This window comes from Pseudomonas sp. RT4P38, from assembly GCF_054897765.1.
Map to the genome: position 1 here is coordinate 1517854 of NZ_CM142703.1, position 24747 is coordinate 1542600.

At 56.5% G+C, this 24747-nt stretch carries 25 protein-coding genes; 10 read left to right on the forward strand and 15 right to left on the reverse strand.

Annotation, left to right across the window (positions count from 1 at the left end):
* Positions 1-300: 300 nt before the first annotated feature.
* Together ACYZT7_RS06950 and ACYZT7_RS06955 are read right to left on the reverse strand one after the other, a co-directional pair.
* Complete coding sequence (locus ACYZT7_RS06950; RefSeq protein WP_462040456.1) at positions 301-711, reverse strand: DUF4440 domain-containing protein; 411 nt, start codon at positions 709-711, stop codon at positions 301-303.
* On the reverse strand, positions 692-2059 hold the full coding sequence (locus tag ACYZT7_RS06955) for an MFS transporter (RefSeq protein ID WP_462040457.1): 1368 nt from the start codon (positions 2057-2059) through the stop codon (positions 692-694). Before ACYZT7_RS06955 ends, ACYZT7_RS06950 begins: the two co-directional genes overlap by 20 nt.
* A gap of 105 nt (positions 2060-2164) precedes the next feature.
* On the opposite strand from ACYZT7_RS06955, the gene ACYZT7_RS06960 reads away from it, so the two are divergent.
* Positions 2165-3052 carry a LysR family transcriptional regulator gene (locus ACYZT7_RS06960; protein WP_462041755.1) on the forward strand — a complete coding sequence of 296 codons (888 nt, stop codon included), beginning with the start codon at positions 2165-2167 and terminating at the stop codon, positions 3050-3052.
* Between the two features lie 64 nt (positions 3053-3116).
* Here ACYZT7_RS06960 and glpD read toward each other — a convergent pair whose 3' ends face one another.
* From glpD to ACYZT7_RS06980, 4 genes are all read right to left on the reverse strand, one after another.
* Positions 3117-4655 carry a glycerol-3-phosphate dehydrogenase gene (gene glpD / locus ACYZT7_RS06965; protein ID WP_462040458.1) on the reverse strand — a complete coding sequence of 513 codons (1539 nt, stop codon included), beginning with the start codon at positions 4653-4655 and terminating at the stop codon, positions 3117-3119.
* A gap of 322 nt (positions 4656-4977) precedes the next feature.
* On the reverse strand, positions 4978-5733 hold the full coding sequence (locus tag ACYZT7_RS06970; RefSeq protein WP_007916700.1) for a DeoR/GlpR family transcriptional regulator: 756 nt from the start codon (positions 5731-5733) through the stop codon (positions 4978-4980).
* Positions 5734-5828: 95 nt separating this feature from the next.
* Positions 5829-7334, reverse strand: a complete 1506-nt coding sequence (glpK, locus tag ACYZT7_RS06975; protein ID WP_462040459.1) for a glycerol kinase GlpK — start codon at positions 7332-7334, stop codon at positions 5829-5831.
* A 75-nt stretch (positions 7335-7409) separates the two neighbouring features.
* Entirely contained in the window at positions 7410-8261 is an 852-nt protein-coding gene (locus ACYZT7_RS06980) for an MIP/aquaporin family protein (protein WP_462041756.1), read from the reverse strand.
* 370 nt (positions 8262-8631) lie between these two features.
* Here ACYZT7_RS06980 and ybaK point away from each other — a divergent pair, with 370 nt between their 5' ends.
* Together ybaK and ACYZT7_RS06990 are read left to right on the forward strand one after the other, a co-directional pair.
* On the forward strand, positions 8632-9102 hold the full coding sequence (ybaK, locus tag ACYZT7_RS06985; RefSeq protein ID WP_007971306.1) for a Cys-tRNA(Pro) deacylase: 471 nt from the start codon (positions 8632-8634) through the stop codon (positions 9100-9102).
* A gap of 106 nt (positions 9103-9208) precedes the next feature.
* Positions 9209-9991 carry a PhzF family phenazine biosynthesis protein gene (locus ACYZT7_RS06990; RefSeq protein ID WP_462040460.1) on the forward strand — a complete coding sequence of 261 codons (783 nt, stop codon included), beginning with the start codon at positions 9209-9211 and terminating at the stop codon, positions 9989-9991.
* Positions 9992-10105: 114 nt separating this feature from the next.
* Here ACYZT7_RS06990 and ACYZT7_RS06995 read toward each other — a convergent pair whose 3' ends face one another.
* Together ACYZT7_RS06995 and argF are read right to left on the reverse strand one after the other, a co-directional pair.
* Positions 10106-11215: an ABC transporter ATP-binding protein gene (locus tag ACYZT7_RS06995; protein WP_462040461.1), complete on the reverse strand. Its 1110-nt coding sequence runs from the start codon at positions 11213-11215 to the stop codon at positions 10106-10108.
* Positions 11212-12132: an ornithine carbamoyltransferase gene (gene argF, locus ACYZT7_RS07000; protein WP_449644274.1), complete on the reverse strand. Its 921-nt coding sequence runs from the start codon at positions 12130-12132 to the stop codon at positions 11212-11214. Before argF ends, ACYZT7_RS06995 begins: the two co-directional genes overlap by 4 nt.
* 417 nt (positions 12133-12549) lie before the next feature.
* Between argF and ACYZT7_RS07005 the strand changes: the two genes are divergently transcribed.
* The 3 genes from ACYZT7_RS07005 (at position 12550) to grxD (ending at position 15520) form a co-directional block, all read left to right on the forward strand.
* On the forward strand, positions 12550-12840 hold the full coding sequence (locus tag ACYZT7_RS07005) for a hypothetical protein (protein ID WP_462040462.1): 291 nt from the start codon (positions 12550-12552) through the stop codon (positions 12838-12840).
* Positions 12841-12975: 135 nt separating this feature from the next.
* Complete coding sequence (locus ACYZT7_RS07010; protein ID WP_462040463.1) at positions 12976-15081, forward strand: molybdopterin oxidoreductase family protein; 2106 nt, start codon at positions 12976-12978, stop codon at positions 15079-15081.
* A gap of 97 nt (positions 15082-15178) precedes the next feature.
* The gene (gene grxD / locus ACYZT7_RS07015; RefSeq protein ID WP_149631462.1) at positions 15179-15520 is read left to right on the forward strand and encodes a Grx4 family monothiol glutaredoxin; all 342 of its coding nucleotides are present in this window, start codon (positions 15179-15181) and stop codon (positions 15518-15520) included.
* A gap of 177 nt (positions 15521-15697) precedes the next feature.
* Here the strand turns inward: grxD and bfr are convergent, their stop codons facing one another.
* Positions 15698-16171 (reverse strand): bacterioferritin, encoded by a 474-nt coding sequence (gene bfr, locus ACYZT7_RS07020; RefSeq protein ID WP_017340571.1) that lies wholly within the window; start codon positions 16169-16171, stop codon positions 15698-15700.
* 199 nt (positions 16172-16370) lie between these two features.
* Positions 16371-16589, reverse strand: a complete 219-nt coding sequence (locus ACYZT7_RS07025; RefSeq protein WP_008155585.1) for a bacterioferritin-associated ferredoxin — start codon at positions 16587-16589, stop codon at positions 16371-16373.
* Between the two features lie 302 nt (positions 16590-16891).
* Here ACYZT7_RS07025 and ACYZT7_RS07030 point away from each other — a divergent pair, with 302 nt between their 5' ends.
* Positions 16892-17494, forward strand: a complete 603-nt coding sequence (locus ACYZT7_RS07030; protein WP_008155583.1) for a peroxiredoxin — start codon at positions 16892-16894, stop codon at positions 17492-17494.
* A gap of 73 nt (positions 17495-17567) precedes the next feature.
* Here ACYZT7_RS07030 and rnt read toward each other — a convergent pair whose 3' ends face one another.
* Positions 17568-18245, reverse strand: coding sequence for a ribonuclease T (gene rnt / locus ACYZT7_RS07035; RefSeq protein ID WP_462040464.1), 678 nt, complete (start codon positions 18243-18245; stop codon positions 17568-17570).
* On the reverse strand, positions 18242-19288 hold the full coding sequence (pyrC, locus tag ACYZT7_RS07040) for a dihydroorotase (protein ID WP_462040465.1): 1047 nt from the start codon (positions 19286-19288) through the stop codon (positions 18242-18244). Before pyrC ends, rnt begins: the two co-directional genes overlap by 4 nt.
* A 159-nt stretch (positions 19289-19447) precedes the next feature.
* Here pyrC and ACYZT7_RS07045 point away from each other — a divergent pair, with 159 nt between their 5' ends.
* Entirely contained in the window at positions 19448-20356 is a 909-nt protein-coding gene (locus tag ACYZT7_RS07045; RefSeq protein ID WP_462040466.1) for a flagellar protein MotY, read from the forward strand.
* Between the two features lie 129 nt (positions 20357-20485).
* Complete coding sequence (locus ACYZT7_RS07050) at positions 20486-21703, forward strand: argininosuccinate synthase (RefSeq protein WP_088422930.1); 1218 nt, start codon at positions 20486-20488, stop codon at positions 21701-21703.
* Positions 21704-21884: 181 nt separating this feature from the next.
* Here the strand turns inward: ACYZT7_RS07050 and ACYZT7_RS07055 are convergent, their stop codons facing one another.
* Complete coding sequence (locus tag ACYZT7_RS07055; RefSeq protein WP_462040467.1) at positions 21885-22517, reverse strand: hypothetical protein; 633 nt, start codon at positions 22515-22517, stop codon at positions 21885-21887.
* 575 nt (positions 22518-23092) lie between these two features.
* Here ACYZT7_RS07055 and ACYZT7_RS07060 point away from each other — a divergent pair.
* Entirely contained in the window at positions 23093-23719 is a 627-nt protein-coding gene (locus ACYZT7_RS07060) for a response regulator transcription factor (RefSeq protein WP_008155570.1), read from the forward strand.
* Positions 23720-23808: 89 nt separating this feature from the next.
* On the opposite strand, the gene ACYZT7_RS07065 is transcribed toward ACYZT7_RS07060, so the two are convergent.
* Positions 23809-23988, reverse strand: a complete 180-nt coding sequence (locus ACYZT7_RS07065) for a PA3496 family putative envelope integrity protein (protein ID WP_449646064.1) — start codon at positions 23986-23988, stop codon at positions 23809-23811.
* A gap of 106 nt (positions 23989-24094) precedes the next feature.
* Entirely contained in the window at positions 24095-24733 is a 639-nt protein-coding gene (gene nth, locus ACYZT7_RS07070; protein ID WP_462040468.1) for an endonuclease III, read from the reverse strand.
* Between the last annotated feature and the right edge of the window lie 14 nt (positions 24734-24747).

The following is a 24747-nucleotide window of genomic DNA, read 5'->3' on the forward strand; positions in this document are numbered from 1 at the left end:
TTTTTATATGGAGCCAGTTCATCGGCCCTTTTTGTGCTTCGAATGCTTGCCGGCTCCCGAAGGGTTGGCACAGCGGACATTCGTCCAAGAGTGTAGAGCATGACTCGTGCCAGGCCAGGCCTAACAGATCAAATCATTGATTTATAAGGGTATTAAATATTTATGGCGCAGATTTTGACGTTAGCGAATCCGGTTAACCGAATCGACCGACAGGTCGCGTTCGGAAAACCGAATGGTGTTTGGGGCCGCTAACGTCTCATCGGCGAAACAAGAGCCAGTGATCCTGCCGTTCATACCAAATCAGCGTTCCTGGCTTAGCGGCGTTTCATGCAGGTAGATCCATTGGGCGTTGTGGTGATGGATGGCAATGATCGCCACCGAAGCCCGTGAGCTTTCGCGCTGGTTGAGGCGATGGGTTTCCTTGTAGCGGATCGCCACGCTGTCGCCTTCTTGCCAGACCGTCTGTAGGTCGCTGATGACGATCTCTAGGCCTGGCTTGGCGCCGACCGCCCCCTTGAACATCTGTTCGACCGTCGCCCGGCTGACGATGGCGGCTGAAGTGGCGACCATGGTGAAGTGCTCGGCGAATGCCGACATCAGCGGCTCGAGCGCGGCCTGCCCCTTACCGTTTGCGTCGGTGAACAGGGTGTGGATCAGCTCGTGCACGTGATGAATGCTGTGGTGCGCCTGTTCAACTATTTTGTTGTGCATGACAGTCCTTTTGAGTGTTCAACTGACGCAGTTGAAAGAGTGGGAACAGGCCCACCAGCGCGGCGATGGCGAAGGTCACGTGGTAGGCCTGGGTGGTATCGAAATGCTTCAAGAGCAGGTTGAAAACCATCAGGAAGAGGGCAGCACCGATGCTGAATGATATCTGTCGGTTGATGTTCCAGATGACACTGGCCTTGTGGGTGTCATTACCCTCAAAGTCCATCAACGACGTGGTTTGTGCTGTGTTGGCACCGATGCCGCCGCCGATCCCCATCAAGCTGTAGGCGATGACAATCACCCAAAGGTCTGAGGGATTGTTCACCAGTAACAGGGTGGCAATGCCGGCGCTGTGCAACAGCATGCCCAGGGCAAACAGCCGCTTTGCGCCCATCCGGTTATAGACCCGGCCACAGATCAACATCGCGATGAACGCACCGATGGCGTACAGGATCATGAACATCCCTGTCAGTCGGGCGCTGAATTGCAGGGTGTTTTGCAGAAAGAAAATGCTCATCAAGTTGACGCCCGTGAACACACCGGGAATCGCGTAATAGATAAAGATGGAGGTGCTGAGTTTTTTGCTTTTGAGCAGGCTCAGTTCAATGATCGGGTTTTTGCACGTGCGGTAGTGCAGCCCGTACAGCACGACGAAAGCAACACCGGCCATGACGAAGAGGGCGGCCAACCATGCCGTAGCGTCGCCGCCATACAACGACATGCCCATCAGCAGGCTGCCGAGTGCCGCGCTGACCAACAGCAAGCCCTTGATGTCGGGTCTGGGCAAACTCGTCGGCCGCGCTTCGTTGATCCAGAACCAGGACAACAATGCCGCGATCAGCGAGAACGGGATGTTGCTGTAGAACACCCAGCGCCAGGAGCTGCTGTCGACGATGATGCCGCCGATGGTCGGTGAAATGGCGGGCGCTATCAGGGCAACGGCCATGACCAATGTGGATATTTTCGCCCGCTGCTCACCCTTGAACAGGTTGAACGTCAGCGCCTGGCCGACTGGAATCAACAGGCCGCCGCCAATCCCCTGGATAAAGCGCCAGATCACCAGTTCGTTGAAACTGTTGGCCAGCCCGCACATCCATACGGAGCCTGTGAACACGATCATCGAGGCGGTGAGGATTTCCCGACTACCAAAACGACCGGCCAGCCAGGTGCTGACCGGGATGATCAGTGTCAGCCCCAGAATGTAAGCGTTAGCCACCCAGGCAACGTCTGAAGTACTAACGTGCAACGCCGCCGATATACTCGGTAATGCGACCGCCGACATAAAGATGTTAATGCAGTCTATAAAAAAGCCAATCAGAAATATCAGTGCAACTTTGTAGCGATAGGTCATGTTGTTTCCCCTTTGTTGCAAAGCATAGGGGCGGTGGACTTGAACTGTCGATACGACTATCCTTGAAATAATGTTTGACAGGATTTAACAGTGAGCCGTATTGCTATGCACACTCATCTTAATCGGGTCCAGACATTTCTGGCCGTGGTCGATTTTGGTTCTTACACCAAGGCTGCCAATTATCTGAGCATCAGCAAAGCCATGGCCAGCCTGCATGTCAAGGCGCTGGAGGACGTGCTGTCAGCGACGTTGTTGATTCGTAATACCCGAAATATATCCCTCACCGAAATCGGTCAAGACTTTTATGAAGAGTTCAAAGGTATTGTCGCGGATATTGATACTGCCTTTGATAATGTATTAAAAGGGCATAATCGGGTTTCCGGTAAACTGCGCTTCAGTTCCACCAGTGAATACGGTGAGGCGTATATTCTGCCGTTGATTCCGGAATTTATAGAGCGCTATCCGGAAATAAAACTCTGTTATAACTTCAACTCGTCACTCAATGATCTGGTGGCGGAAAAGTTAGACCTGGTCATCCGTCTAGGTAACTTGGCGGACTCGGCTTTCAAGAGCCGTAAACTGGCGGATTATGAAATTTTCCTGGTGGCTACCGAGATGTTTCTTGCTCGTCACCCGGTGCAGAATCCTCAGGACCTGAATTCGGTGCCGTGGATCGCCAACAGCAACCTGCAGGCGCCGACCCAGTGGGCGTTGCGCCATCCGCAATTGGGGGCTGTCGAGATCAACGGGATCAATCAATTTGAATCCAATTCTTCCACGGCCATCCGCTCCATGACGTTGTCGTCGCTAGGCGTCTCGGTGCTGCCCGCCTGGGTGGTCAAGGACGACATCGCCTGCGGGCGGCTGATCCGGTTGTTGCCCGACTATTCGCTGCCCTCGCAGTCCGTCAACGTGGTGTTTCCCAACAGCCCGCATTTGCCCCACAAATCGAGGGCGTTCATCGATTTCCTGTTGCTGCATCTGGCGCAGTAGGTCCCCACAAAAAAGCCCCTGAATCGTGAGATTCAAGGGCTTTCGTTTTTAACCGGATTTCCGATCAGGCCGCTTCGATCTTGCTGCGGTTCTGCTCGACCTTGTTCAGGTAATCCTTGAGCTTGTCCTGTTCCTCCGGGGTGGTGAACAACCCCAGCTTGCTGCGGCGCCACAGAATGTCGTGCGCGGTGGTCGCCCACTCTTCGCTGCACAGGTAATCGACTTCGCGGGTGTAGAGACCGCCGCCGATGTGTTCGCCCATATCACTGAGATTCTGCACGCCTTCGAGCATGCGCCAGGTGCGGCTGCCGTAGGTGGTGGCCCAGCGGCGGGCGATTTCGGTCGGCACCCAGTCGAACTTGTCACGGATCAAGGCGCACAAGGCTTGCGGGGTGGTCATGTCTTCGCCGCCCGGCAGGGTTGCGCTGGCGGTCCAGCTTGGCTTGATGTCTTTGAAGTACGGAGTCAGTTGCGCCAGCGCCGACTCGGCCAGTTTGCGGTAGGTGGTCAGCTTGCCGCCGAACACCGACAGCAGCGGCGCTTCTTCACCACTGCCTGACAGCGCCAGGGTGTAGTCGCGGGTGACGGCCGAAGGGTTGTCGGATTCGTCGTTGCACAGCGGACGAACACCGGAATAGCTGTGCAGGATATCGTCGCGGCTGATGCGTTTCTTGAAATGGGAGTTGACCACTTTCAACAGGTAATCGGTTTCGCCTTCGGTGATCGCAACTGCAGCCGGATCGCCGGTGTACTCGCGGTCGGTGGTGCCGATCAGGGTGAAGTGGTTAAGGTACGGAATGGTGAAGACGATGCGCTGATCTTCGTTTTGCAGAATGTGCGCGTGTTCGCCTTCGTACAGTTTCGGAACGATCAGATGGCTGCCCTGAATCAAGCGGATGCCGTACGGCGATTCCATCTTCAGGTCATCCCGAATGAACTTGGCGACCCATGGGCCAGCGGCGTTTACCAGTGCCTTGGCACGGATCGAAAACAGGCTGCCATCGGCTCGCTCCAGGTGCAGGTGCCACAGACCCTTGGTGCGACGAGCGCTGACGCAACGGGTCTGGGTGTGAACGTGGGCGCCTTTTTCGCGGGCGGCCATGGCGTTCAGCACCACCAGACGAGCATCGTCGACCCAGCAATCGGAGTATTCGAAGCCTTTGGTGATTTCGCTTTTCAGCGGGCTGTCCGGGCCGAACTTCAGGCTTTTCGAGCCTTCGAGTTTTTCCCGCTTGCCGAGGTTGTCATAAAGGAACAGGCCGGCGCGGATCATCCACGCCGGACGCAGGTGCGGGCGGTGCGGCAGCACGAAGCGCATCTGCTTGACGATGTGCGGCGCCTTGGCCAGCAGCACTTCGCGTTCGGCCAGGGCTTCGCGCACCAGACGGAATTCGTAATGTTCAAGGTAGCGCAGGCCACCGTGGATCAGCTTGCTGCTGGCTGAAGAGGTGTGGCTGGCCAGGTCGTCCTTTTCGCAAAGAAACACCGAAAGACCGCGACCGGCGGCATCCGCTGCGATCCCCACGCCATTGATCCCGCCACCGATGACGGCGATATCGTAGATCTCAGCGAGAGGGGGCGTAGGCAAGGTAGAAGTGGGCATCGGCTAGCCTCGGGCTTTTATGATTTTCTGTATTGGAATTCGAACATTAATGTTCATTTGCGAAAATGGTAGCCCATAAAGTCGCCCACAGCCAGTTAACTTCGATTGAAAATACTGATCGAAGGGCCGTTAAAGGAAAATTTTCGAACATTTAGATGCGTATAACGACGCGAAAGAGGAGGTGCATGAGAGATCGCTATCGTCGGAACGCCGCCCGGAGCAAGCTCGCTCCCACAAGGGTTACGGTGAACCTGTGGGAGCGAGCTTGCTCCGGGCGGCGTTCCGACGATGGCGTCGGTACAGCCGACGAAGATGTGAGGGGTTAAACGACTTCGAGTCGAATCTTGTGCTGGCTCAACAACTGCGCCAACGCCGGCACAGGCTGCTGATCGGTCACCAGGCAATCAATCAAGCTGATCGGCCCCAGACGAATCATGGCGTTGCGCCCGAATTTGCTGGAGTCAGCCGCGAGGATGACCTGTCGGGCATTGGCGATGATCGCCTGGGACACCCGAACTTCCTGATAGTCGAAGTCCAGCAGACTGCCGTCTTCATCGATACCGCTGATGCCGACCAGGGCGAAATCAACCTTGAACTGGTTAATGAAGTCGACACTGGCCTGACCGACCACGCCACCGTCACGCCGCACATTGCCACCGGTCAGCAGAACGTCGAAGTCGTCCTTGGCGCTGAGCATCGAGGCCACGTGGAGGTTGTTGGTGATGATTTTCAGGTGATTGTGATTGAGCAACGCCCGGGCAATCGATTCGGTGGTGGTACCGATATTGATGAACAGCGAGGCGTGATCGGGGATCTGCGCGGCAATGGCTTCGCCGATACGCTGTTTTTCATCGCGCATCTGGTCGGCGCGCATGGCGTAGGCGGTGTTTTCGACGCTGGAATCGTAAGCGGCACCACCATGGTAGCGACGCAACAAATTAGCTTCCGCGAGCTGATTGATATCGCGGCGAATGGTTTGCGGTGTAACGACGAACAGCGTAGCCATTTCCTCGATGCTGACATAGCCGCGTTCGCGGACCAGTTCGAGGATTTGCTGCTGACGGGGAGGCAGATTCATGGGGCTTCCTTTGGGCTGCCGTGCAAAATTTGCCCATGATGCCGCAGGAATCTGCTCCCGACCAGTTACAACCCTATTCGTGTCCTGGGCTTGGCTTATTCAGCGCCCTCGTGCGGTTCCCAATCGCGGGTGCGGCTGACGGCTTTTTTCCAGCCGGCATAGAGTTTTTCCTTTGCGGTTTCGTCCAGGGTCGGCTCGAATTCGCGCTCGATCACAGCCTTGCCGCGCAAGTCGTCCAGGCTGCTCCAGAAGCCACACGCCAGACCGGCCAGGTAAGCCGCACCGAGTGCGGTGGTTTCGCGCATTTGCGGACGCTCGACCTGAGTGCCGAGGATGTCGGCCTGGAACTGCATCAGGAAGTTGTTCGCGACTGCGCCGCCGTCCACGCGCAGAGACTTTAGGCGTTCACCGGAGTCCTGTTGCATGGCGTCGAGAACGTCGCGGGTCTGGTAGGCAATCGACTCCAGAGCTGCACGAATGATGTGATCCACGCGTACACCGCGCGTCAGGCCGAACAATGCACCACGGGCATACGGGTCCCAGTACGGTGCGCCGAGGCCGGTAAAGGCGGGTACCAGGTATACGCCGTTGCTGTCCTTGACCTTGTTGGCGAAGTATTCGGTGTCGTGGGCGTCGTTGATGATCTTCAGTTCGTCACGCAGCCACTGAACAGTCGAACCGCCATTGAACACAGCACCTTCCAGCGCGTAAGCCACTTCGCCGCGCGGGCCGCACGCGATGGTGGTCAACATGCCGTGCTTGGATTTCACGGCTTTGTCGCCGGTGTTCATCAGCAGGAAGCAGCCGGTGCCGTAGGTGTTTTTCGCCTGGCCTGGCTCGACGCACATCTGGCCGAACAGGGCCGCTTGCTGGTCGCCAGCGATACCGCCGATGGCGATACCGCTTTTGGTGTGGCCGTAAATTTCGGACGAGGATTTAACCTGCGGCAGCATCTCGCGCGGAATATCCAGCACCTCCAGCATCTTCGCGTCCCACTCCAGCGTGTGGATGTTGAAGAGCATGGTGCGGGAGGCGTTGGTGTAGTCGGTGACGTGCACCTTGCCGCCGGTAAATTTCCAGATCAACCAGCTGTCGATGGTGCCGAACAGCAGTTCGCCTTTGCGCGCACGTTCGCGGCTGCCTTCGACGTTGTCGAGGATCCATTTGAGCTTGGTGCCGGAGAAGTACGGGTCGGTGACCAGGCCCGTGGTGTCGCTGATGTATTGCTCGTGACCGTCGCGCTTGAGTTGCTGACAGATCTCGGTGCTGCGGCGGCACTGCCAGACGATCGCGTTGTAGATCGGGCGGCCGGTGGTCTTGTCCCAGACCACGGTGGTTTCGCGCTGGTTGGTGATGCCGATGGCGGCGACCTGGTCGTGATGCAGGCCGGCTTGAGCCAGGGCCTCGACCATCACGGCGCTTTGAGTGGCGAAGATTTCCATGGGGTCATGTTCGACCCAGCCGGCTTGCGGGTAATGCTGTGCGAATTCGCGCTGGGCGGTGCAGACTACGTTCGCGTCGCGGTCGAAAATGATCGCGCGGGAGCTGGTCGTACCCTGATCGAGGGCAATGATGTAGTTCTTATTCTGAGTGTCGGTCATGTCGATTGCCTTGGACGAAAAAAGGGAGTGAGGTCCGGCGCGTGATCTGATGGGCAGGATCACACGCCAACGGTATCAAGAAGTTCTTGGTTTGCCGTCAATGGCCGGTGCTGCGTCCTTTGTAGCAGGTAGGGCGCTGGGCAGATGACGGGCAATCAGCCCGCGATACGCTGCAGCACCGAGGCAGGCACCGACAATCGGTGCAAAAATCGGAATCAGGAAATACGGGATATCGCGTCCGCCGGTGAAGGAAATTTCACCCCAGCCAGCGAAGAAAGTCATCAGTTTAGGACCGAAGTCACGCGCCGGGTTCATCGCAAAACCGGTCAGCGGCCCCATCGAACTGCCAATCACGGCAATCAGCAGGCCGATCAGCAGCGGAGCGAGCGGACCCTTTGGCAAGCCATTGTTGTCGTCGGTCAGGGACATGATCACGCCCATCAGGATGGCTGTGATGATCACTTCAACCAGGAAGGCTTGTGCCGTGGTCAAGGCCGGGTGGGGGAAGGTGGAGAACACCGACGCCAACTCGAGGCTGGCCTGAGTGCCACGAACCATATGGTGAGTTTGTTCGTAATCGAAGAATAAATTGCTGTACAGCGTGTAAACCAACAACGCTCCACAGAAGGCACCAGCGATCTGGGCGAGAATATAAAAAGGCAGTTTGCGCTTTTCGAAGTCAGCGAAAATGCTCAGGGCAATGCTGACGGCGGGATTGAGATGAGCCCCGGAAACGCCGGCTGTCAGGTAGATCGCCATGCTCACTCCGACCCCCCAGATGATACTGATTTCCCAAAGGCCGAAGCTGGCACCCGCGACCTTGAGCGCGGCAACACAACCTGTACCAAAAAAAATCAGCAGCGCAGTGCCCAGAAATTCGGCCATGCATTGGCTTGAGAGCGACGGTTGTTGTAAAGCAGTTGTCATTGAAAACCTCGTTTTTGTTGTTGTCTGGCGCTTTGGCATCAGGGTCAAAGCGCGATTTTCACCGAGACAGGATCCCCATCCTGTTCTCGGCCTACTGCTGGGTGCTGCGATAGGAACATTCGTACAGTATTCAGATTCGAAAAAATATAGACAAGAAACGCTGCTGTCAAAGGTCGAAAGTGAACTGTCAGTCACAATCGAACTATTAGTCAGGTGAATGACCACATCGTTCACGCGGCAGGCTGAACGTGGACGAACGGCAGAAGGCGCGACCAAACCTTTGAAATAGCGCCGTAATGGCCCCTTTTATTGATCAATGACCTAGAATTCAGCGCAGTATTTTTCTTCTGTCGCCCAGCTTGGAGCTGCCATGACCCCCGCATTGGATTTGTTGAAAAAAGTTCGGGCCGAACATCGCGTGCACAGTTACGAACATGATCCGAAGGCGGCGTCCTATGGGCTGGAGGCCGCGGAGAAACTGGGGCTGGATCCGGCGCAGGTGTTCAAGACCTTGCTGGCGGCGAGCGAGAAAGGTGAATTGTTGGTGGCCGTGGTGCCGGTCGTCGGAAGTCTGGATTTGAAGGGCCTGGCTCATGCTGCGGGCGTGAAAAAAGTCGAAATGGCCGACCCTGCCGCTGCGCAACGATCCACCGGTTACCTCTTGGGCGGGATTAGCCCGCTGGGACAGAAAAAGCGCTTGCGCACCTTTATCGATAATTCGGCGCAGCCCTTCGCCAGCATTTTTGTCAGTGCGGGGCGACGAGGGCTGGAAGTCGAATTGGCACCCGCGGTGCTGGCCGAGCATACCCAGGCGAAGTTCGCTGATATCGGCCGTGCCTGACGCGGACTATCAGCCCGGCGCTGTATGGTGCAAATTGACGGGCTCTGTCACTGGTGCCGCGTTGTCGGCAGCTTCATGCTCGGCGGCCTGACAAAGGGAGAAGGTTATGCAGCTTGAGTTTCATCAGGTCGATGCGTTCAGTGATCGGCCGTTCAGTGGCAACCCGGCGATGGTCTATCGCCTCGATGCCTGGCTTGCCGATGAGCTGATGCAGAAGATCGCCGCCGAGCACAACCTCGCCGAAACCGCCTTCGTGGTGCGCGAAGGGCAGGGCTGGCGCATCCGCTGGTTTACCCCGACCACTGAAGTGCCGTTGTGCGGTCATGCAACCCTGGCCAGCGCTTACGTTCTGTTTGAAATCTACAAAGAGCCAGTCGAGCGCCTGGACTTCGTCTGCAAGTCCGGCCTGCTGAGTGTGAGCCGTGAGGGTGAGCGCTTGTGGCTGGATTTCCCGGCGATCATGCCATCGGAAGTGGGCGTGACCCTGGACGTCGAGCGCGCGCTGGGTGTGGAAGCGGTTGATGTGCTGGGGTCGAACGAGTTGTTCGTGGTGCTGGAATCCGAGCAGGCGGTACTCGAATGTCAGCCGGACATGGCGGCGCTGGCGAAGCTGCCGTGGCCAGGGGCAATTGTCACGGCCAAGGGCAGCAAGCATGATTTTGTTTCCCGCTACTTCGCGCCGGCGATCGGCATCAACGAAGACCCGGTGACCGGTTCGACCCATTGCAGCCTGATTCCGTACTGGTCGAAGCGTTTGGGCAAGTCGAGCTTGACGGCTTGTCAGCGCTCAGCTCGAGGCGGGGAGTTGTTCTGTCGGCTGGAAGGGGATCGGGTGAAAATCGGCGGGAATGCGACGCTCGTTGCAAGCGGCAAGTTGATGTTGGGTTAACTTGAAACCATTGTGGGAGCGAGCTTGCTCGCGATAGCGGTTTCACATTCAACAGAAATGGTGACTGATCCAACGCTTTCGCGAGCAAGCTCGCTCCCACAGGAGGCGTGTTTGTCAGTGGGCGCTGCTGTAGCGGCGCACACCGGATTCGACGACCAGAATCTGCGCCGCCGTACTGCCCGACGCCTGAAACAGCACCAGGTGTTCAGCCGCGACACGAATGCCGACCTCTGAACCCACCTGATGATCAGCATGGCTCGGGAAAATCGATTCCAGCTGCGCGCCGGTCGGCAACTGCAAGCGATACAAGGTGGACGCACCCTGGAAAGACTTGCCGACAATCCGCGCCTTCAGCGTGCTGTCCGGTGCATAAACGATATCGTCTGGACGCAGCAACACATCCACCGCACCGCCAACCGGCCAGGTGTAGGCACGATTACCGCGTAACTCACCCAGTTCGGTCTGCACCGACTCGGGGCTGCTCATCTGACCGCGAATGAAATAACCCTGGCCGATGAAACTGGCGACAAACGGCGTCAGCGGTTCGTGATACAGGTTGTAGGGCGTGTCCCACTGCTCCAGACGACCTTCCTTGAAAACCCCCACATGGTCGCTCACCGCGAAGGCTTCTTCCTGGTCATGGGTCACCAGAATCGCGCTGGTGCCACGGGCTTTGAGGATGTCGCGCACCTCATGGCTGAGCTTGCGTCGCAGCTCGCCATCAAGGTTGGAGAAGGGTTCGTCGAGCAGCAGCAGTTGCGGTTCCGGTGCCAGGGCGCGCGCCAGTGCGACGCGCTGCTGTTGACCACCGGATAGTTCATGCGGGAAGCGTTTGCCGAGGTTTTTCAGGTTGACCAGCTCCAGCAACTCTTCGGTGACGCGATCCTTCTGCGGATGTTTACGGATCCCGAAGGCGATGTTCTCGGCCACGCTCAAATGCGGAAACAGTGCGTAGTCCTGGAACACCATGCCGATCCGGCGTTTCTCCGGCGCGAGGGTGAAACCCGCGCGGGAGATTGTCTCGCCCGCCAACTGGATTTCACCTTCGTGTACCGGTTCGAAACCGGCTATGGCCCGCAGGGTGGTGGTTTTGCCGCAACCCGAAGAGCCCAGCAAGCAGCCGATGTCGCCGGCATTCAAATGCAGGTTGAGGTTCTGCACGACCCGCTGGTCCTGATAGCCGCAGGCGAGGTTGCGCAGGTTAAGCAGTAATGGATGGCTCATGCGTGGTGGTACGAAGGCGGGACGAGAAACTCGAGCAGGGCCTTTTGTGCGTGAAGACGGTTTTCGGCTTGATCCCAAGCAACGGAGCGCTTGTCATCGAGCAAGTCGACACTGATTTCCTCGCCACGGTGTGCCGGCAGGCAGTGCATGAACAGCACGTCTTCAGCGGCCAGGTCGAGCAGGGCGCGGTTGACCTGGAACGGCGCGAACAGCTTCAGGCGCTTGGCGGTTTCCTCTTCCTGGCCCATGGAGGTCCAGACGTCGGTGCTGACCAGATGGGCGCCGCGTACGGCATCCTTCGGATCGCGGACGATGGTGACCCGATCACCCGCCTTGGTCACGAACTCAGGGTTGGGTTCAAAGCCTTCCGGGCAAGCGATGCGCAACTGGAAGTCGAACTGGATCGCCGCTTCTATATAGCTGTTGCACATGTTGTTGCCGTCGCCGATCCAGGCCACGGTTTTGCCCTGGATCGAACCGCGGTGTTCGAGGAACGTCTGCATGTCGGCCAGCAACTGGCATGGGTGCAGGTCATCGGACAGGCCGTTGATGACGGGCACGCGGGAGTTGGCGGCGAATTCGGTCAGGGTGCTATGGGCAAAGGTACGGATCATCACGGCGTCGAGCATGCTCGACATCACGATTGCGCAGTCGCCGATCGGCTCGCCACGGCCCAGCTGGGTGTCGCGCGGCGACAGAAAGATCGCCTGGCCACCGAGCTGGATCATGCCGGCTTCGAACGAAATACGGGTGCGGGTCGACGATTTCTCGAAAATCATCCCGAGCACGCGGTTTTTCAGAGGCTCGAACAGTACGCCGCGGTTACGCAGGTCTTTGAGCTCAATGCCTCGACGGATCACGCTGACCAGCTCTTCGGGCGTGCAATCCATCAGGGAGAGAAAGTGCCTTGCGCTCATCATTGACTACCTTTTTGCAACAGACCGCAGATACTCAAAGCCTTGTTTAACTGAAAAACGGGCGAGACCTGCGGCGTAAGCCGCACGGGGCGACGAAATAGGGGAAGGCGCGATCTTATAATTAAATGTCGCGTCTTACCAATAGGGCTACGGTTTTTAGGGGATTTCAGAGGGGCTACGGGATGACCGCAGTAGCGCTTTTGAAGCCTGTTTCCTGACAGCAGCCCGTCATTTGTACACTGGGGTCACGGGGCTTTGCAATCAAACGGGGCGGGGACGGCGTAGCAACGGTCGGTTTCTGACCTGTCATTCGAAACATTTGTACTCAGGATTGAAAGATGTGTCTGGTCTGAAACATTTGCTAATGCAAAGTGGCGGGTTATAACTAACGCACGAACGACGCAGGAAGCCTTCGGAATGGAATCGAAAGAACGACAGTTAATGGAACTACTCGGCCTCACGGCTCGCTCGCTGACCCACCTCACCGCGTCCATGACCTCGATGTCCTTCGAGTTGATGCGCAGTGAAGACCAAGTGACCAAGGCGGCCGGCCGGCGGATGATCGACCGCATGGCAACCATCAGCGCCGGGCTCGACGAGCACTGGCGGCTGATCGGTGAACTCACCGGTGTTCATCTCGCTCAGGAGCAGATCGAAACCATCCAGGAGATCCAGTTGCAGGCGCCGCCGAGGCTGCCGCCGAACTGATCCCCCTGCGGTCATCGGCTGGCCTGATGGCCGCCGATTCACAAGACGAACGTCGCTGGCGCAGTAGTGGGACAGGCGCCATAGTTTTGTTCCCGCGGCCGATACTGCCCGCCCAGAACAAGACAGAGGCTGGCCATGACCAAGACTCTCCATCACCGTGCGTGCCACTTGTGTGAAGCCATCTGCGGCCTGACCATCGAAACCACTGAGGTCGAAGGCGCTGTGCAGATCACTTCGATCAAGGGTGACCCTCAGGATACATTCAGCCGCGGACACATCTGTCCCAAGGCTGTCGCCCTGCAAGATATTCAGAACGATCCGGATCGTTTGCGTCAGCCGATGCTGCGAGTCGGCAGCGAATGGCAACCCATCGAGTGGGAAGATGCCTTCAGCCTTGTCGCCGAACGTCTTGCGGCGATTCAGGAGCGTCACGGACAGAACGCGGTGGCGGTCTATCAAGGCAATCCCAGCGTGCACAATTATGGGCTGATGACCCACAGCAATTACTTTCTCGGCCTGTTGAAAACCCGCAACCGGTTTTCCGCGACCTCGGTCGATCAGTTGCCCCATCACCTGACCAGCCATTTGATGTACGGCCACGGTTTGCTGTTGCCGATCCCGGACATCGATCACACCGATTTCATGCTGATCCTCGGCGGCAATCCGCTGGCCTCCAACGGCAGCATCATGACCGTGCCGGATGTGGAGAAGCGCTTGAAGGCTATTCAGGCCCGCGGAGGCAAAGTGGTGGTGGTCGATCCGCGTCGCAGCGAAACCGCGGCGATTGCCGACCAGCATCTATTCGTGCGCCCCGGTGGCGATGCGGCGTTGTTGTTCGGGCTGCTCAACACCTTGTTCGCTGAAGGCCTGACCCGCGACAGTCATTTGCCGGTGGACGGTCTGGATGAGGTGCGGGAGGCGGTCGCGAATTTCACCGCCGAGGCCATGAGCCCGCTGTGCGCAGTGCCCGCCGAACAGATCCGCCAACTGGCGCGGGACTTTGCGGCGGCGCCGACGGCGGTCTGCTACGGCCGAATGGGCGTCTCGACCCAGGCGTTCGGCACCTTGTGTCATTGGGTTGTGCAACTGATCAACCTGGTCACCGGTAATCTCGATCGCGTGGGAGGTGCGTTGTGCACCGAACCGGCGGTGGATTTGGTGGCGTCCACCTCGGGCGGGCATTTCAATCTGTGGCAGAGCCGGGTCTCCGGGCGTCCTGAATATGCGGGTGAACTGCCGGTGTCGGCGCTTGCCGAAGAGATGCTCACCGAAGGGGAAGGGCAGGTCCGCGCGCTGATTACCGTGGCGGGTAATCCGGTGCTGTCGACGCCCAATGGCCGACAACTGGAACAGGCTCTGGATGGTTTGGAGTTCATGGTCAGCATCGACCTGTACATCAATGAAACCACGCGTTATGCCGACCTGATTCTGCCGTCCACATCGGCTCTGGAAAACGATCATTACGACACGACTTTCAATATGTTTGCGGTGCGTAACGTCAGTCGGTTCAACCGCGCGATCCTGGCCAAGCCCGACGGTGCGTTGCATGACTGGGATATTTTCGTGGGGCTGGCCAAGGCCTTTGCTGCGAAGACTGGCAAAGCATTGAAACCAACTGTCGCGCCGGCGCAGATGATCGATCATGGCTTGCGGATGGGGCTGTATGGCGACGCTTCGGAGCACAAGCTATCGCTGGCGACGCTGTTTGATCATCCTCATGGTGTCGATCTTGGGGCATTGAAATCCAATCTGGCTCCCCGTCTGAAAACACCTAATCAGCGAGTCCAGGCCGCGCCTGACGCGATCCTGGCCGACCTCGCCCGCTTTTCGGCGTTGCAAGCACCGGCCGTCGATCAGTTGCTGATGATTGGCCGCCGTCATGTGCGCAGCAACAACTCGTGGATGCATAACTATCACCGCCTGGTGAAGGGCAAACCGCGCCATCAATTGCTGATGCACCCGGATGACCTGGCCAGTCGTGGGCTCAACGACGGGCAGCGCGTGCGGGTCAGTTCGCGGGTCGGTGAGATCGAAGTTGAAGTGCTCGGCAGTCTGGATATGATGAAAGGCGTGGTCAGCCTTCCCCACGGTTGGGGTCATGCGCGGCCGGGTGTGCAGATGACCATTGCCAGTGGTCAGCCGGGTTCCAGCGCCAATGACTTGACCGACGAGTGTCAGCTCGATGAGTTGTCGGGCAATGCGGCGTTGAACGGTGTGCCAGTGACCGTGGCGGCGGCTTGATCAAGTCTGTCGGGGAGACCGAGCAGGGTGCTCGGGTTTCCGTTACAATGCGCCACCGTGCCGACCCCTGAGTCGGAAAGTTCAGCCGAGGTGCTCCATGGATATCATCGAAACGATTAAAGAGCAGATTGCTAACAACACCATTCTGCTTTACATGAAAGGCTCGCCGAATGCCCCGCAGTGTGGCTTCTCCGCGAAAGCCGCGCAAGCCGTGATGGCGTGTGGTGAAAAATTTGCTTACGTGGACATCCTGCAGAACCCGGAGATCCGCGCCAACCTGCCAAAGTACGCCAACTGGCCAACCTTCCCGCAACTGTGGGTCGGTGGTGAGCTGGTCGGCGGTAGCGACATCATGACTGAAATGTCTGCAGACGGTTCTCTGCAAACCACCATCAAGGCTGCTGTCGAAGCTGCTGCTGCCAACAAGACCGAAGCCTGATTGGTATCTGTAGGAGCGATGCTTGCTCGCGAAGGACGATAACGCGGTTTATCAGTAATACCGCGTTTACGTTCTTCGCGAGCAAGCTTCGCTCCTACAAGAGCGAAGGCATAAAAAAGCCCCGCCTCTTTAAAAGAGCGCGGGGCTTTTTATTGTCTGAGTTTAGCGGGCGCTAACTTACTCTTCGCCCATCTGCGATTGCAGATAGTTCTCAAGACCGACTTTATCGATCAGGCCCAGTTGGGTTTCCAGCCAGTCGATATGTTCTTCTTCGGATTCAAGAATATCTTCAAGCAGTTCACGGCTGCCGAAGTCGCCAACGGTTTCGCAATGAGCGATGGCTACTTTGAGATCCGCGTGACCGGTGCGTTCGATACGCAGGTCGCACTCAAGCATTTCCTGGGTGTGTTCGCCGATCTGCAGCTTGCCCAGGTCCTGAACATTCGGCAGGCCTTCAAGGAACAGGATGCGCTTGATCAGCTTGTCCGCGTGCTTCATCTCGTCGATGGATTCGTGGTACTCGTGCTTGCCGAGCTTGTTCAAACCCCAATCTTCGTACATGCGTGCATGCAGGAAGTATTGATTGATCGCGACCAGCTCATTGGCAAGGATCTTGTTGAGATGCTGGATGACTGTAATGTCGCCTTTCATGATGGGGTCCTGCCCTGTATTAGCTGTCTATAAGGCAGAGTTTGAGCCGCATAATTAAGAGTGTCAAACCTAAGTTATTGAAACTTAAATGAAAATTAATCGGAATAAGAATGTTTGTGTTCCGCGTCTAGAGCGTAAGCGATTGATTTTCAGACATAAAAAAACCGGACATCAAGTCCGGTTCTTTGAAATACGTTACTTACGCGGCAGTAAATTCTACAGGGTAGGGAATCGCGGCCTGGGCCGATTGCAATTTGGTCAGGGTTTCGCGGACCACTTCCTTGGCAAGGCAGGCACATTTGCCGCATTGGCTGGCTACGCCGGTGGCCTGACGGACTTCCTTATAGCTGCAGCAACCTTCATAGATCGCTTCGCGGATTTGACCGTCGGTGACGCCAGTGCAGAGGCAAACATACATAAGTGAAAACCGTCGCTGGTTGTGACTCAATTGCGATGGATCTTAATGTTAACGAGAATGATTGTCAAAGTGGTTTCTGAAAGCTTTGATCAAGGCTGACGAACGGTTTCCTCTCGGCATCGATCATGAGGAAAACCCGTCGACTGCATTTCCCCTGACAAAAAAACCGTTAAGGACAGGGCAAAAACGCAGTGTATGATGGCCGGTCCTTATGAAGCGGGTTCGTGTCACAGGGCTGTCGCCTGAAGGTGGCAGGCTGGCGCAAACCCGGAACTTCACGTTTTTACACCAGGAGATATCCAATGAGCGTACTCGTAGGCAAACAAGCCCCAGACTTCACCGTACCGGCCGTACTCGGCAATGGCGAAATCGTAGACAGCTTCACCCTGTCGTCGGCCATCAAAGGCAAATACGGCCTGGTGTTCTTCTACCCACTGGACTTCACCTTCGTTTGCCCGTCCGAGCTGATCGCTCTGGACAACCGCATGTCTGACTTCAAGGCACGCAACGTTGAAGTGATCGCCGTTTCGATCGACTCGCACTTCACCCACAACGCCTGGCGCAACACCCCGGTCAACAATGGCGGTATCGGCCAGGTCCGTTACACCATGGCTGCCGACATCAAGCAGGAAATCATGAAGGCCTACGACGTTCAGTCCGCTGACGGCGTAGCTTTCCGTGGTGCGTTCCTGATCGACGACAAAGGCGTTGTCCGCTCGCAGATCATCAACGACCTGCCGCTGGGCCGTAACATCGAAGAGCTGGTTCGTCTGGTCGACGCTCTGCAATTCCACGAAGAGCATGGCGAAGTTTGCCCTGCCAACTGGAAAAAAGGCGACAAAGGCATGACCGCTTCCACCGAAGGTGTTGCGGCTTACCTGACCGAGCACGCTGCGGCCCTGTAAGCCCAAGCGTCAGGCATAAAAAACCGGCCGTTGAGGCCGGTTTTTTTATGGGCGGGATAAACCTGACGACGGATCAGTCGTTGTAGTCTTCCCAGCCGCCCATTTGTTTCCAGCGATTGACGATGCCGCAGAACAGCTCTGCCGTCTTCTCGGTGTCGTAGCGAGCCGAGTGGGCCTCACGACCGTCGAAGTCGATATCGGCTGCCTGGCAGGCCTTGGCCAGTACGGTTTGGCCGTAAGCCAAACCGGCCAGGGTTGCAGTATCGAAGCTCGAGAACGGATGAAATGGGTTGCGCTTCATGTCCAGGCGCGCAACGGCGGCGTTGAGGAAGCCCAGATCGAAGCTGCTGTTGTGCCCGACCAGAATCGCCCGTTTGCAACCATTGGCTTTAAGCGCCTTGCGGATGCCGCGGAAGATATCGGTCAGCGCTGCTTCCTCACTCACCGCCATGCGCAGCGGGTGATCGAGTTTGATCCCGGTAAATTCCAGGGCGGCCGCTTCGATGTTCGCGCCTTCAAAAGGCTCTACGCGAAAGAAGTAGGTGTGGTCGGGGTACACAAATCCTTTTTCATCCATGGCGATGGTGGTTGCGGCAATTTCCAGCAAGGCGTCAGTGGCAGAGTTGAAACCACCGGTTTCAACGTCGACAACGACTGGCAGGTACCCACGGAAGCGTTCAGCCATCGGGTGGCGCGAACCACCTCCGCCGCCTTGACCTTCCTGTTCGTCGTCGAAATGGTCTTCACTCACGCGTGTTCCTCCAGCAGGCGCCAGCGCAGTTTTTCACCGGCGCGCAGCGGGATTACGGTCAGCTCGCCAAATGGCAGGCTGGTTGGGGCGGTCCACTCTTCGCGGACCAGGGTGATGCGATCGGTGTTCACCGGCAGGCCGTAGAAACGCGGGCCGTTCAGGCTGGCGAAGGCTTCGAGCTTGTCCAGCGCGTTGCGCTGTTCGAAGGCTTCGGCATACATCTCGATCGCTGCATAAGCGGTGTAGCAACCGGCACAGCCGCAAGCGGCTTCTTTGGCATGCTGGGCATGGGGCGCCGAGTCGGTGCCGAGGAAGAACTTGTCGCTGCCGCTGGTGGCGGCGTCGAGCAGGGCTTCCTGATGGGTGTTGCGCTTGAGGATCGGCAGGCAATAGAAGTGCGGCCGAATCCCGCCCACCAGCATGTGGTTGCGGTTGTACAGCAGGTGATGCGCGGTGATGGTCGCGCCAACATTGGCCGAAGCCTCGTTGACGAACTGCACGGCGTCAGCGGTAGTGATGTGTTCGAACACCACTTTGAGGCTCGGGAAGCGCTCGACCACACGACGCATGTGCTCATCGATAAAGAATTTTTCGCGATCGAACACGTCGACATCGCCACGGGTGACTTCGCCGTGAACCAGCAAGGGCATCCCGACTTCGGCCATGGCCTCAAGTGCAGGGAAAATCTTGTCGATGCTGGTGACACCGGAGTCCGAGTTGGTGGTCGCGCCGGCCGGGTACAGCTTGGCGGCGTGAATGAAACCGCTAGCCTTGGCCTCGCGAATTTCTTCGGGCTGTGTGCGGTCGGTCAGGTACAGCACCATCAACGGTTCGAAGCGACTGCCGGCCGGGCGTGCAGCGAGAATCCGCTGGCGATAGCCGTCGACTTCAGCGGTGTTACGCACCGGAGGTACCAGGTTGGGCATGATGATGGCGCGACCAAAGGTACGCGCGACATCCGCGACTGTATTGGTCAACACGGCACCATCGCGAAGATGAATATGCCAGTCGTCGGGACGCAGCAGGGTCAGGCGGTCGGACATGAGGGGATTCCAGGCGGGTCAAACTGAGGCGAATGCTACCGGAAAAGACTCTCTCAGGCACTCGCTATCAAGTTTTGCAGGAAGCTTCCGATATCCAACAGGTATGCCGTAAACATGTGTGTGTCGGTCTTTTTGTTGTAGAAGCCAGTGGAGCCTCCCGTGCGCCAGCGTTATTTAGCCTTGCTCAGCGTATTTGCCAGCCTTCCTGCGATGGCGCTCACTTTCCAGACCCGTCTGGAGAGCATCGAGTGGACGGTCGAAGGAGACAAGTTCGAGTGCCGCCTGACTCAGCCGATCACCGATTTTGGTTCCGGCGAGTTCGTACGCCGCGCCGGCGAGCAAGCGACGTTTCGTCTGAAGGCCTATAACTCGATGATCGGCGGCGGTTCGGCGACCTTGCTGGCGGCCGCAGCGCCCTGGCAGCCGGGGCGTGGCGACATCAACCTCGGTTCTGTGCGTATTGGCAGCGGCAATGTGTTGTTCAACAGTTCGCAAGTACAGGCCGGCCGCTTGATCAGTGGCCTGATGGATGGTCGCAGTCCGGTCGTTCGACATTACTCGGGCGATGGCCGGGTATCGGAAGTGCGTCTGTTGCCGGTCAAGTTCAGCAAGGCCTTCAACGACTATCAGGGTTGCGTGGCAAAACTGCTGCCGAAGAATTTCGAGCAGGTCAAACAGTCCGAAATTGGCTTCCCCGGCGAAGGCATCGATCTTGACGCTCGGGCCAAGGCTCAGTTGCAGGTGATGCTGGATTTCATGAAGGTCGATCCGACAGTCAACCACATCGAACTCGATGGCCACTCCGACAACAGCGGCAATCGCCTGACCAACCGTGACCTGTCGCGCCGCCGGGCTCTGGCTGTCATGGACTTCTTCAAGGCCAACGGTATTCAGGAATCGCAAATCACCCTGCGCTTCCACGGCGAGCGTTATCCGTTGGCGCCCAATACCAACACCGCCAACCGGGCGAAGAACCGTCGGGTCAATGTGCACCTCGCGCGGGTTGCGCCCATCGAAAAGCCAGCCCCTGAGGCCACTGCATTGGCAAGCCCCGCGTCGACCTCCTGACCCCGCGGTTATCGTCGCCCACTCGACATAATCTGTCGCTTCGTCGTCATAAGCTGTCGCGCCTCTGTAAATTATCCTGCATGACCGGTAGACTTGACGGCTTTCCGTAGAACCCCGTGGAGTGATGGCATGGCGGACGTAAACAAGGTCGTTCTGGCGTATTCCGGCGGCCTGGACACTTCGGTGATCCTCAAGTGGCTGCAGGATACTTATAACTGTGAAGTCGTGACCTTCACCGCTGATCTGGGTCAGGGCGAAGAGGTCGAACCTGCACGCGCCAAGGCACAAGCCATGGGCGTGAAAGAGATCTACATCGACGACTTGCGCGAAGAATTCGTGCGCGATTTCGTTTTTCCGATGTTCCGCGCCAACACCGTTTACGAAGGCGAGTACCTGCTGGGTACTTCCATCGCTCGTCCGTTGATCGCCAAGCGCCTGATCGAAATCGCCAACGAAACCGGCGCAGATGCCATTTCCCACGGCGCAACCGGCAAGGGCAACGACCAGGTTCGTTTCGAACTGGGCGCCTACGCCTTGAAGCCAGGCGTGAAAGTGATCGCTCCGTGGCGCGAATGGGACCTGCTCTCGCGTGAAAAGCTGATGGATTATGCTGAAAAGCACAACATCCCGATCGAGCGTCATGGCAAGAAGAAATCCCCGTACTCGATGGATGCCAACTTGCTGCACATCTCCTATGAAGGCGGCGTGCTGGAAGACACCTGGACCGAGCACGAAGAAGACATGTGGAAATGGACCGTCTCCCCGGAGAACGCTCCTGACAAAGCCCAATACCTGGAGCTGACCTACCGCAACGGCGACATCGTCGCACTGGACGGCGTCGAAATGACCCCGGCCACCGTGCTGGCGACCCTGAACCGTATCGGTGGCGAACACGGTATTGGCCGTCTCGACATCGTCGAGAACCGCTACGTTGGCATGAAGTCCCGTGGCTGCTACGAAACCCCTGGCGGCACCATCATGCTGCGCGCCCACCGTGCGATCGAATCGATCACCCTGGACCGCGAAGTGGCTCACCTCAAAGACGAGCTGATGCCTAAATACGCCAGCCTGATCTACACCGGTTACTGGTGGAGCCCTGAGCGTCTGATGCTGCAACAGATGATCGACGCGTCCCAGGCCCACGTGAACGGCGTTGTGCGCCTGAAGCTGTACAAGGGCAACGTGATCGTCACCGGTCGCAAGTCCGACGAATCGTTGTTCGACGCCAACATCGCGACCTTCGAAGAAGATGGCGGCGCCTACAACCAGGCCGACGCAGCAGGCTTCATCAAGCTCAACGCCTTGCGCATGCGTATTGCGGCGAACAAAGGCCGGAAGCTTTTCTGAGATTTTTGAAGCCGTAATGGAATGACCGTAGTGGAATGACGGTAATAGAGTTGTGGCCTTGTCGATGACAAGGCCACACATCTGAATAGGGGGATTTCCTGCTGGACATCGTTTTAACAGCGTTCTTTTTGTTTCTGTAATACCTTCCTTCAGTTTCTTCTCTCTGAAAGCTCTTCAAGCGTTACCTGCTGCGTGCCAGGTAAAAAGAGTGATCAAGAATCGTCAGGCCACGTGAATTCAAATTGTAAGCAATGCAGAGCGTTGGGCCGTTGCGGTTCTTTGTCTGTTTTGAATGCGTGAGGGCGCTTTCCTTCAGTAATGCCTCCGAATCGGTACAGGTGAGAAACACAATCACTTGCGCAGGGCTTCCCTGTGGGTGCAGATTTTTTTCAATCCAGGCGCCAAACTCCTTTTTTTTGTTCAACCACCGCGCATCGACGATGTGCAGGTTTTTTAGCGGCTCGGTCAGGCACACGTGCTGTAGAACCGAGAGGCCCGTCTGAATACCGATCCGGGCGGGAGGGTCCTTCAGGTTATCGGGCCGCTGACCGCGATTAGCGTTGTCCATCACTTCTAAAAAATGCTTTCCTTTCCCAAAATCCGAGGGCGCGTACAGCGACCGGTAGTTGAAGTTGAGTGTGGCGAAGAAAAGAAAAAGCAAATAAAAGGGAAAACTGATCAAGAACCAGACATAGAGCTCTTTCTCCTTGTTGTCGAGAAAGGGCAGTGAGACGGCGGCCGATGTTTCAGAAATAGCGGCAAATATGGCAATAACTGTCAGAGGGTTGACGATTTTTTTCTTTAGTATGTTCATGTTTTCTGCTCATGGAAGTATTGTCTTTTCTCGAATGGTTAATATTTTTGGTTTTGAGTTTTAATAACTAGATGATTGTTTTTTGTGGGTGGGTGCTCCTTTTAAAAGTTGGATTTCAATGGGGGGATAGTAACGGCAATGAGTGAGGGTGGGTATATCTGTTTTTTTAATGTTTTGGTTGCGTGGGAATGAATTTATTTTTGAAGTGTTGCATGGTGTGATTTTTTCTTAATCCTTGATGTGCAGTGTTTGTGGTATGGGTTTTTAGATGGAAAACATCAGTTACTTTTAAGCGTAGCTCAATAGTTGGTGTTCGTTGGATCGCTTGCGACGGACGCTGTAATTAGGTTTTCTGGTTGTAAATCGAAACACAAAAACTGCGGAAAATATAAATTCTTTCAGGTTAATAAAATTTCAGGTTCCGATATTTGGGGATATTTTGTAAGACGAATCCCTAATGTCTGTAGGGAATGTCTCTCGGTGTAGGTGGCCGAGGGGGGCGGCATGCCATGGGTGAAACGACTAGGCTATTGTGCGGGCTCTAAAAATTCGAACAGCGAAAATTGGACTTGCCCATGAATAAAGTGCTGATCGTGGATGATCACCCCGTCATTCGTCTTGCGGTACGAATGCTAATGGAGCGTCATGGCTACGAAGTCATTGCAGAGACAGATAACGGCGTGGATGCGTTGCAACTTGCCCGTGAACATATGCCGGATATTGTCATCCTGGATATTGGAATACCGAAACTTGATGGGCTGGAAGTCATCGCGCGGTTAACGTCGACAGCAATGCCCATGAAAGTACTGATATTGACTTCCCAGGCACCTGGGCATTTTTCCATGCGTTGCATGCAATCGGGTGCCGCCGGGTATGTCTGCAAACAACAGGATCTCACCGAATTACTCAGTGCGATAAAGGCAGTATTGTCAGGCTACAGTTACTTTCCGAATCAAGCCTTGCATACCGTACGTTCCAGTTTGGGGAACGCCAGTGAGGCCGATATGGTGGATCGTCTGTCGGGACGGGAAATGATGGTCTTGCAACAGTTGGCCCGAGGCAAGACCAACAAGGAGATTGCCGATGGAATGTTTCTCAGTAATAAGACTGTCAGTACTTACAAGACTCGCCTGTTGTTGAAACTCAATGCTCGCTCCCTGGTCGACCTGATCGAATTGGCTCAACGCAATGGTTTGGTGTGACTGCCTCAACGTTTGACGAGGCGCGCTGAGCGGGGGCATCAGGGGTCGGCACTTGGTAAAAAGCCTCCGTTGCGGGAGGCTTTCAGGTGTCATGGATCAAAATCGTAATCGGCCAATTGCTTTTGCAGTCGGCGCTCCTCCAACAGATTGTCGATGGTACGGCGTTTGCTCAGGTTGGTCTTCGCCACTTCAACCACCGGCTCAGCGTCATCAGCCTCAACGGGGGTGAAGTCGTCTTCTACGTCCAATTGCTCTTTGCCAGTGCTCATAGTGTTACTCCAGGCTAAGACTGCCTTTGGCGCTCCTTATATCGATAATCTCTCGGCGGGTAAAAAAGATTTTTTCAATCGATAAATCAAAAAGCCTAATAGCGCCTCAATCGTCCGAAGTCTTTTGCTTGTATTCGCACAAGTCTTCGATCCGGCAACTGCCACAGCGAGGCTTGCGGGCCAGGCAAACGTAGCGTCCGTGGAGGATCAGCCAGTGATGGGAGTCGAGCAGATATTCCTTGGGCACGAACTTCATCAGTTTTTTCTCAACCTCGACCACATTTTTACCGGGAGCAATGCCGGTACGGTTGCTGACCCGGAAAATATGCGTGTCCACGGCCATGGTCAGCTGACGGAATGCGGTATTGAGCACCACGTTGGCGGTCTTGCGGCCGACGCCGGGTAACGCTTCCAGCTCTTCACGGGTTTGCGGCACTTCGCCTCCATGACGTTCCACCAGCAAGCGACAGGTCTCGATCACGTTTTTCGCTTTGCTGTTGAACAGGCCGATAGTCTTTATGTATTCCGACAGTCCCTCGACACCCAAGGCATAAATCGCCGTCGGCGTATTGGCCACCGGATAGAGTTTGGCAGTGGCCTTGTTCACGCCGACATCGGTCGACTGGGCCGAGAGAATCACAGAGATCAGCAATTCGAACGGCGAGGAGTAAGCCAGTTCGGTCTTTGGTTCCGGGTTGTCTTCGTGAAACCTGCGGAAAATTTCCAGACGTTTTGCGGCATTCATGGGCAGTGCGTTTC

Coding starts and splice junctions, on each gene's coding strand:
- ACYZT7_RS07065 (WP_449646064.1), bottom strand. CDS start 23,988: ATGAGCACTGGCAAAGAGCAATTGGACGTAGAAGACGACTTCACCCCC.
- pyrC (WP_462040465.1), bottom strand. CDS start 19,288: ATGTCCGACCGCCTGACCCTGCTGCGTCCCGACGACTGGCATATTCAT.
- ACYZT7_RS06980 (WP_462041756.1), bottom strand. CDS start 8,261: ATGACAACTGCTTTACAACAACCGTCGCTCTCAAGCCAATGCATGGCC.
- bfr (WP_017340571.1), bottom strand. CDS start 16,171: ATGAAAGGCGACATTACAGTCATCCAGCATCTCAACAAGATCCTTGCC.
- ACYZT7_RS07010 (WP_462040463.1), top strand. CDS start 12,976: ATGACCAAGACTCTCCATCACCGTGCGTGCCACTTGTGTGAAGCCATC.
- ACYZT7_RS06970 (WP_007916700.1), bottom strand. CDS start 5,733: ATGAATCTGCCTCCCCGTCAGCAGCAAATCCTCGAACTGGTCCGCGAA.
- grxD (WP_149631462.1), top strand. CDS start 15,179: ATGGATATCATCGAAACGATTAAAGAGCAGATTGCTAACAACACCATT.
- ACYZT7_RS07030 (WP_008155583.1), top strand. CDS start 16,892: ATGAGCGTACTCGTAGGCAAACAAGCCCCAGACTTCACCGTACCGGCC.
- ACYZT7_RS06995 (WP_462040461.1), bottom strand. CDS start 11,215: ATGAGCCATCCATTACTGCTTAACCTGCGCAACCTCGCCTGCGGCTAT.
- ACYZT7_RS07050 (WP_088422930.1), top strand. CDS start 20,486: ATGGCGGACGTAAACAAGGTCGTTCTGGCGTATTCCGGCGGCCTGGAC.
- ybaK (WP_007971306.1), top strand. CDS start 8,632: ATGACCCCCGCATTGGATTTGTTGAAAAAAGTTCGGGCCGAACATCGC.
- argF (WP_449644274.1), bottom strand. CDS start 12,132: ATGAGCGCAAGGCACTTTCTCTCCCTGATGGATTGCACGCCCGAAGAG.
- ACYZT7_RS06955 (WP_462040457.1), bottom strand. CDS start 2,059: ATGACCTATCGCTACAAAGTTGCACTGATATTTCTGATTGGCTTTTTT.
- ACYZT7_RS07005 (WP_462040462.1), top strand. CDS start 12,550: ATGGAATCGAAAGAACGACAGTTAATGGAACTACTCGGCCTCACGGCT.
- ACYZT7_RS07025 (WP_008155585.1), bottom strand. CDS start 16,589: ATGTATGTTTGCCTCTGCACTGGCGTCACCGACGGTCAAATCCGCGAA.
- ACYZT7_RS07060 (WP_008155570.1), top strand. CDS start 23,093: ATGAATAAAGTGCTGATCGTGGATGATCACCCCGTCATTCGTCTTGCG.
- glpK (WP_462040459.1), bottom strand. CDS start 7,334: ATGACCGACACTCAGAATAAGAACTACATCATTGCCCTCGATCAGGGT.
- nth (WP_462040468.1), bottom strand. CDS start 24,733: ATGAATGCCGCAAAACGTCTGGAAATTTTCCGCAGGTTTCACGAAGAC.
- ACYZT7_RS06950 (WP_462040456.1), bottom strand. CDS start 711: ATGCACAACAAAATAGTTGAACAGGCGCACCACAGCATTCATCACGTG.
- ACYZT7_RS07055 (WP_462040467.1), bottom strand. CDS start 22,517: ATGAACATACTAAAGAAAAAAATCGTCAACCCTCTGACAGTTATTGCC.
- ACYZT7_RS06990 (WP_462040460.1), top strand. CDS start 9,209: ATGCAGCTTGAGTTTCATCAGGTCGATGCGTTCAGTGATCGGCCGTTC.
- glpD (WP_462040458.1), bottom strand. CDS start 4,655: ATGCCCACTTCTACCTTGCCTACGCCCCCTCTCGCTGAGATCTACGAT.
- ACYZT7_RS06960 (WP_462041755.1), top strand. CDS start 2,165: ATGCACACTCATCTTAATCGGGTCCAGACATTTCTGGCCGTGGTCGAT.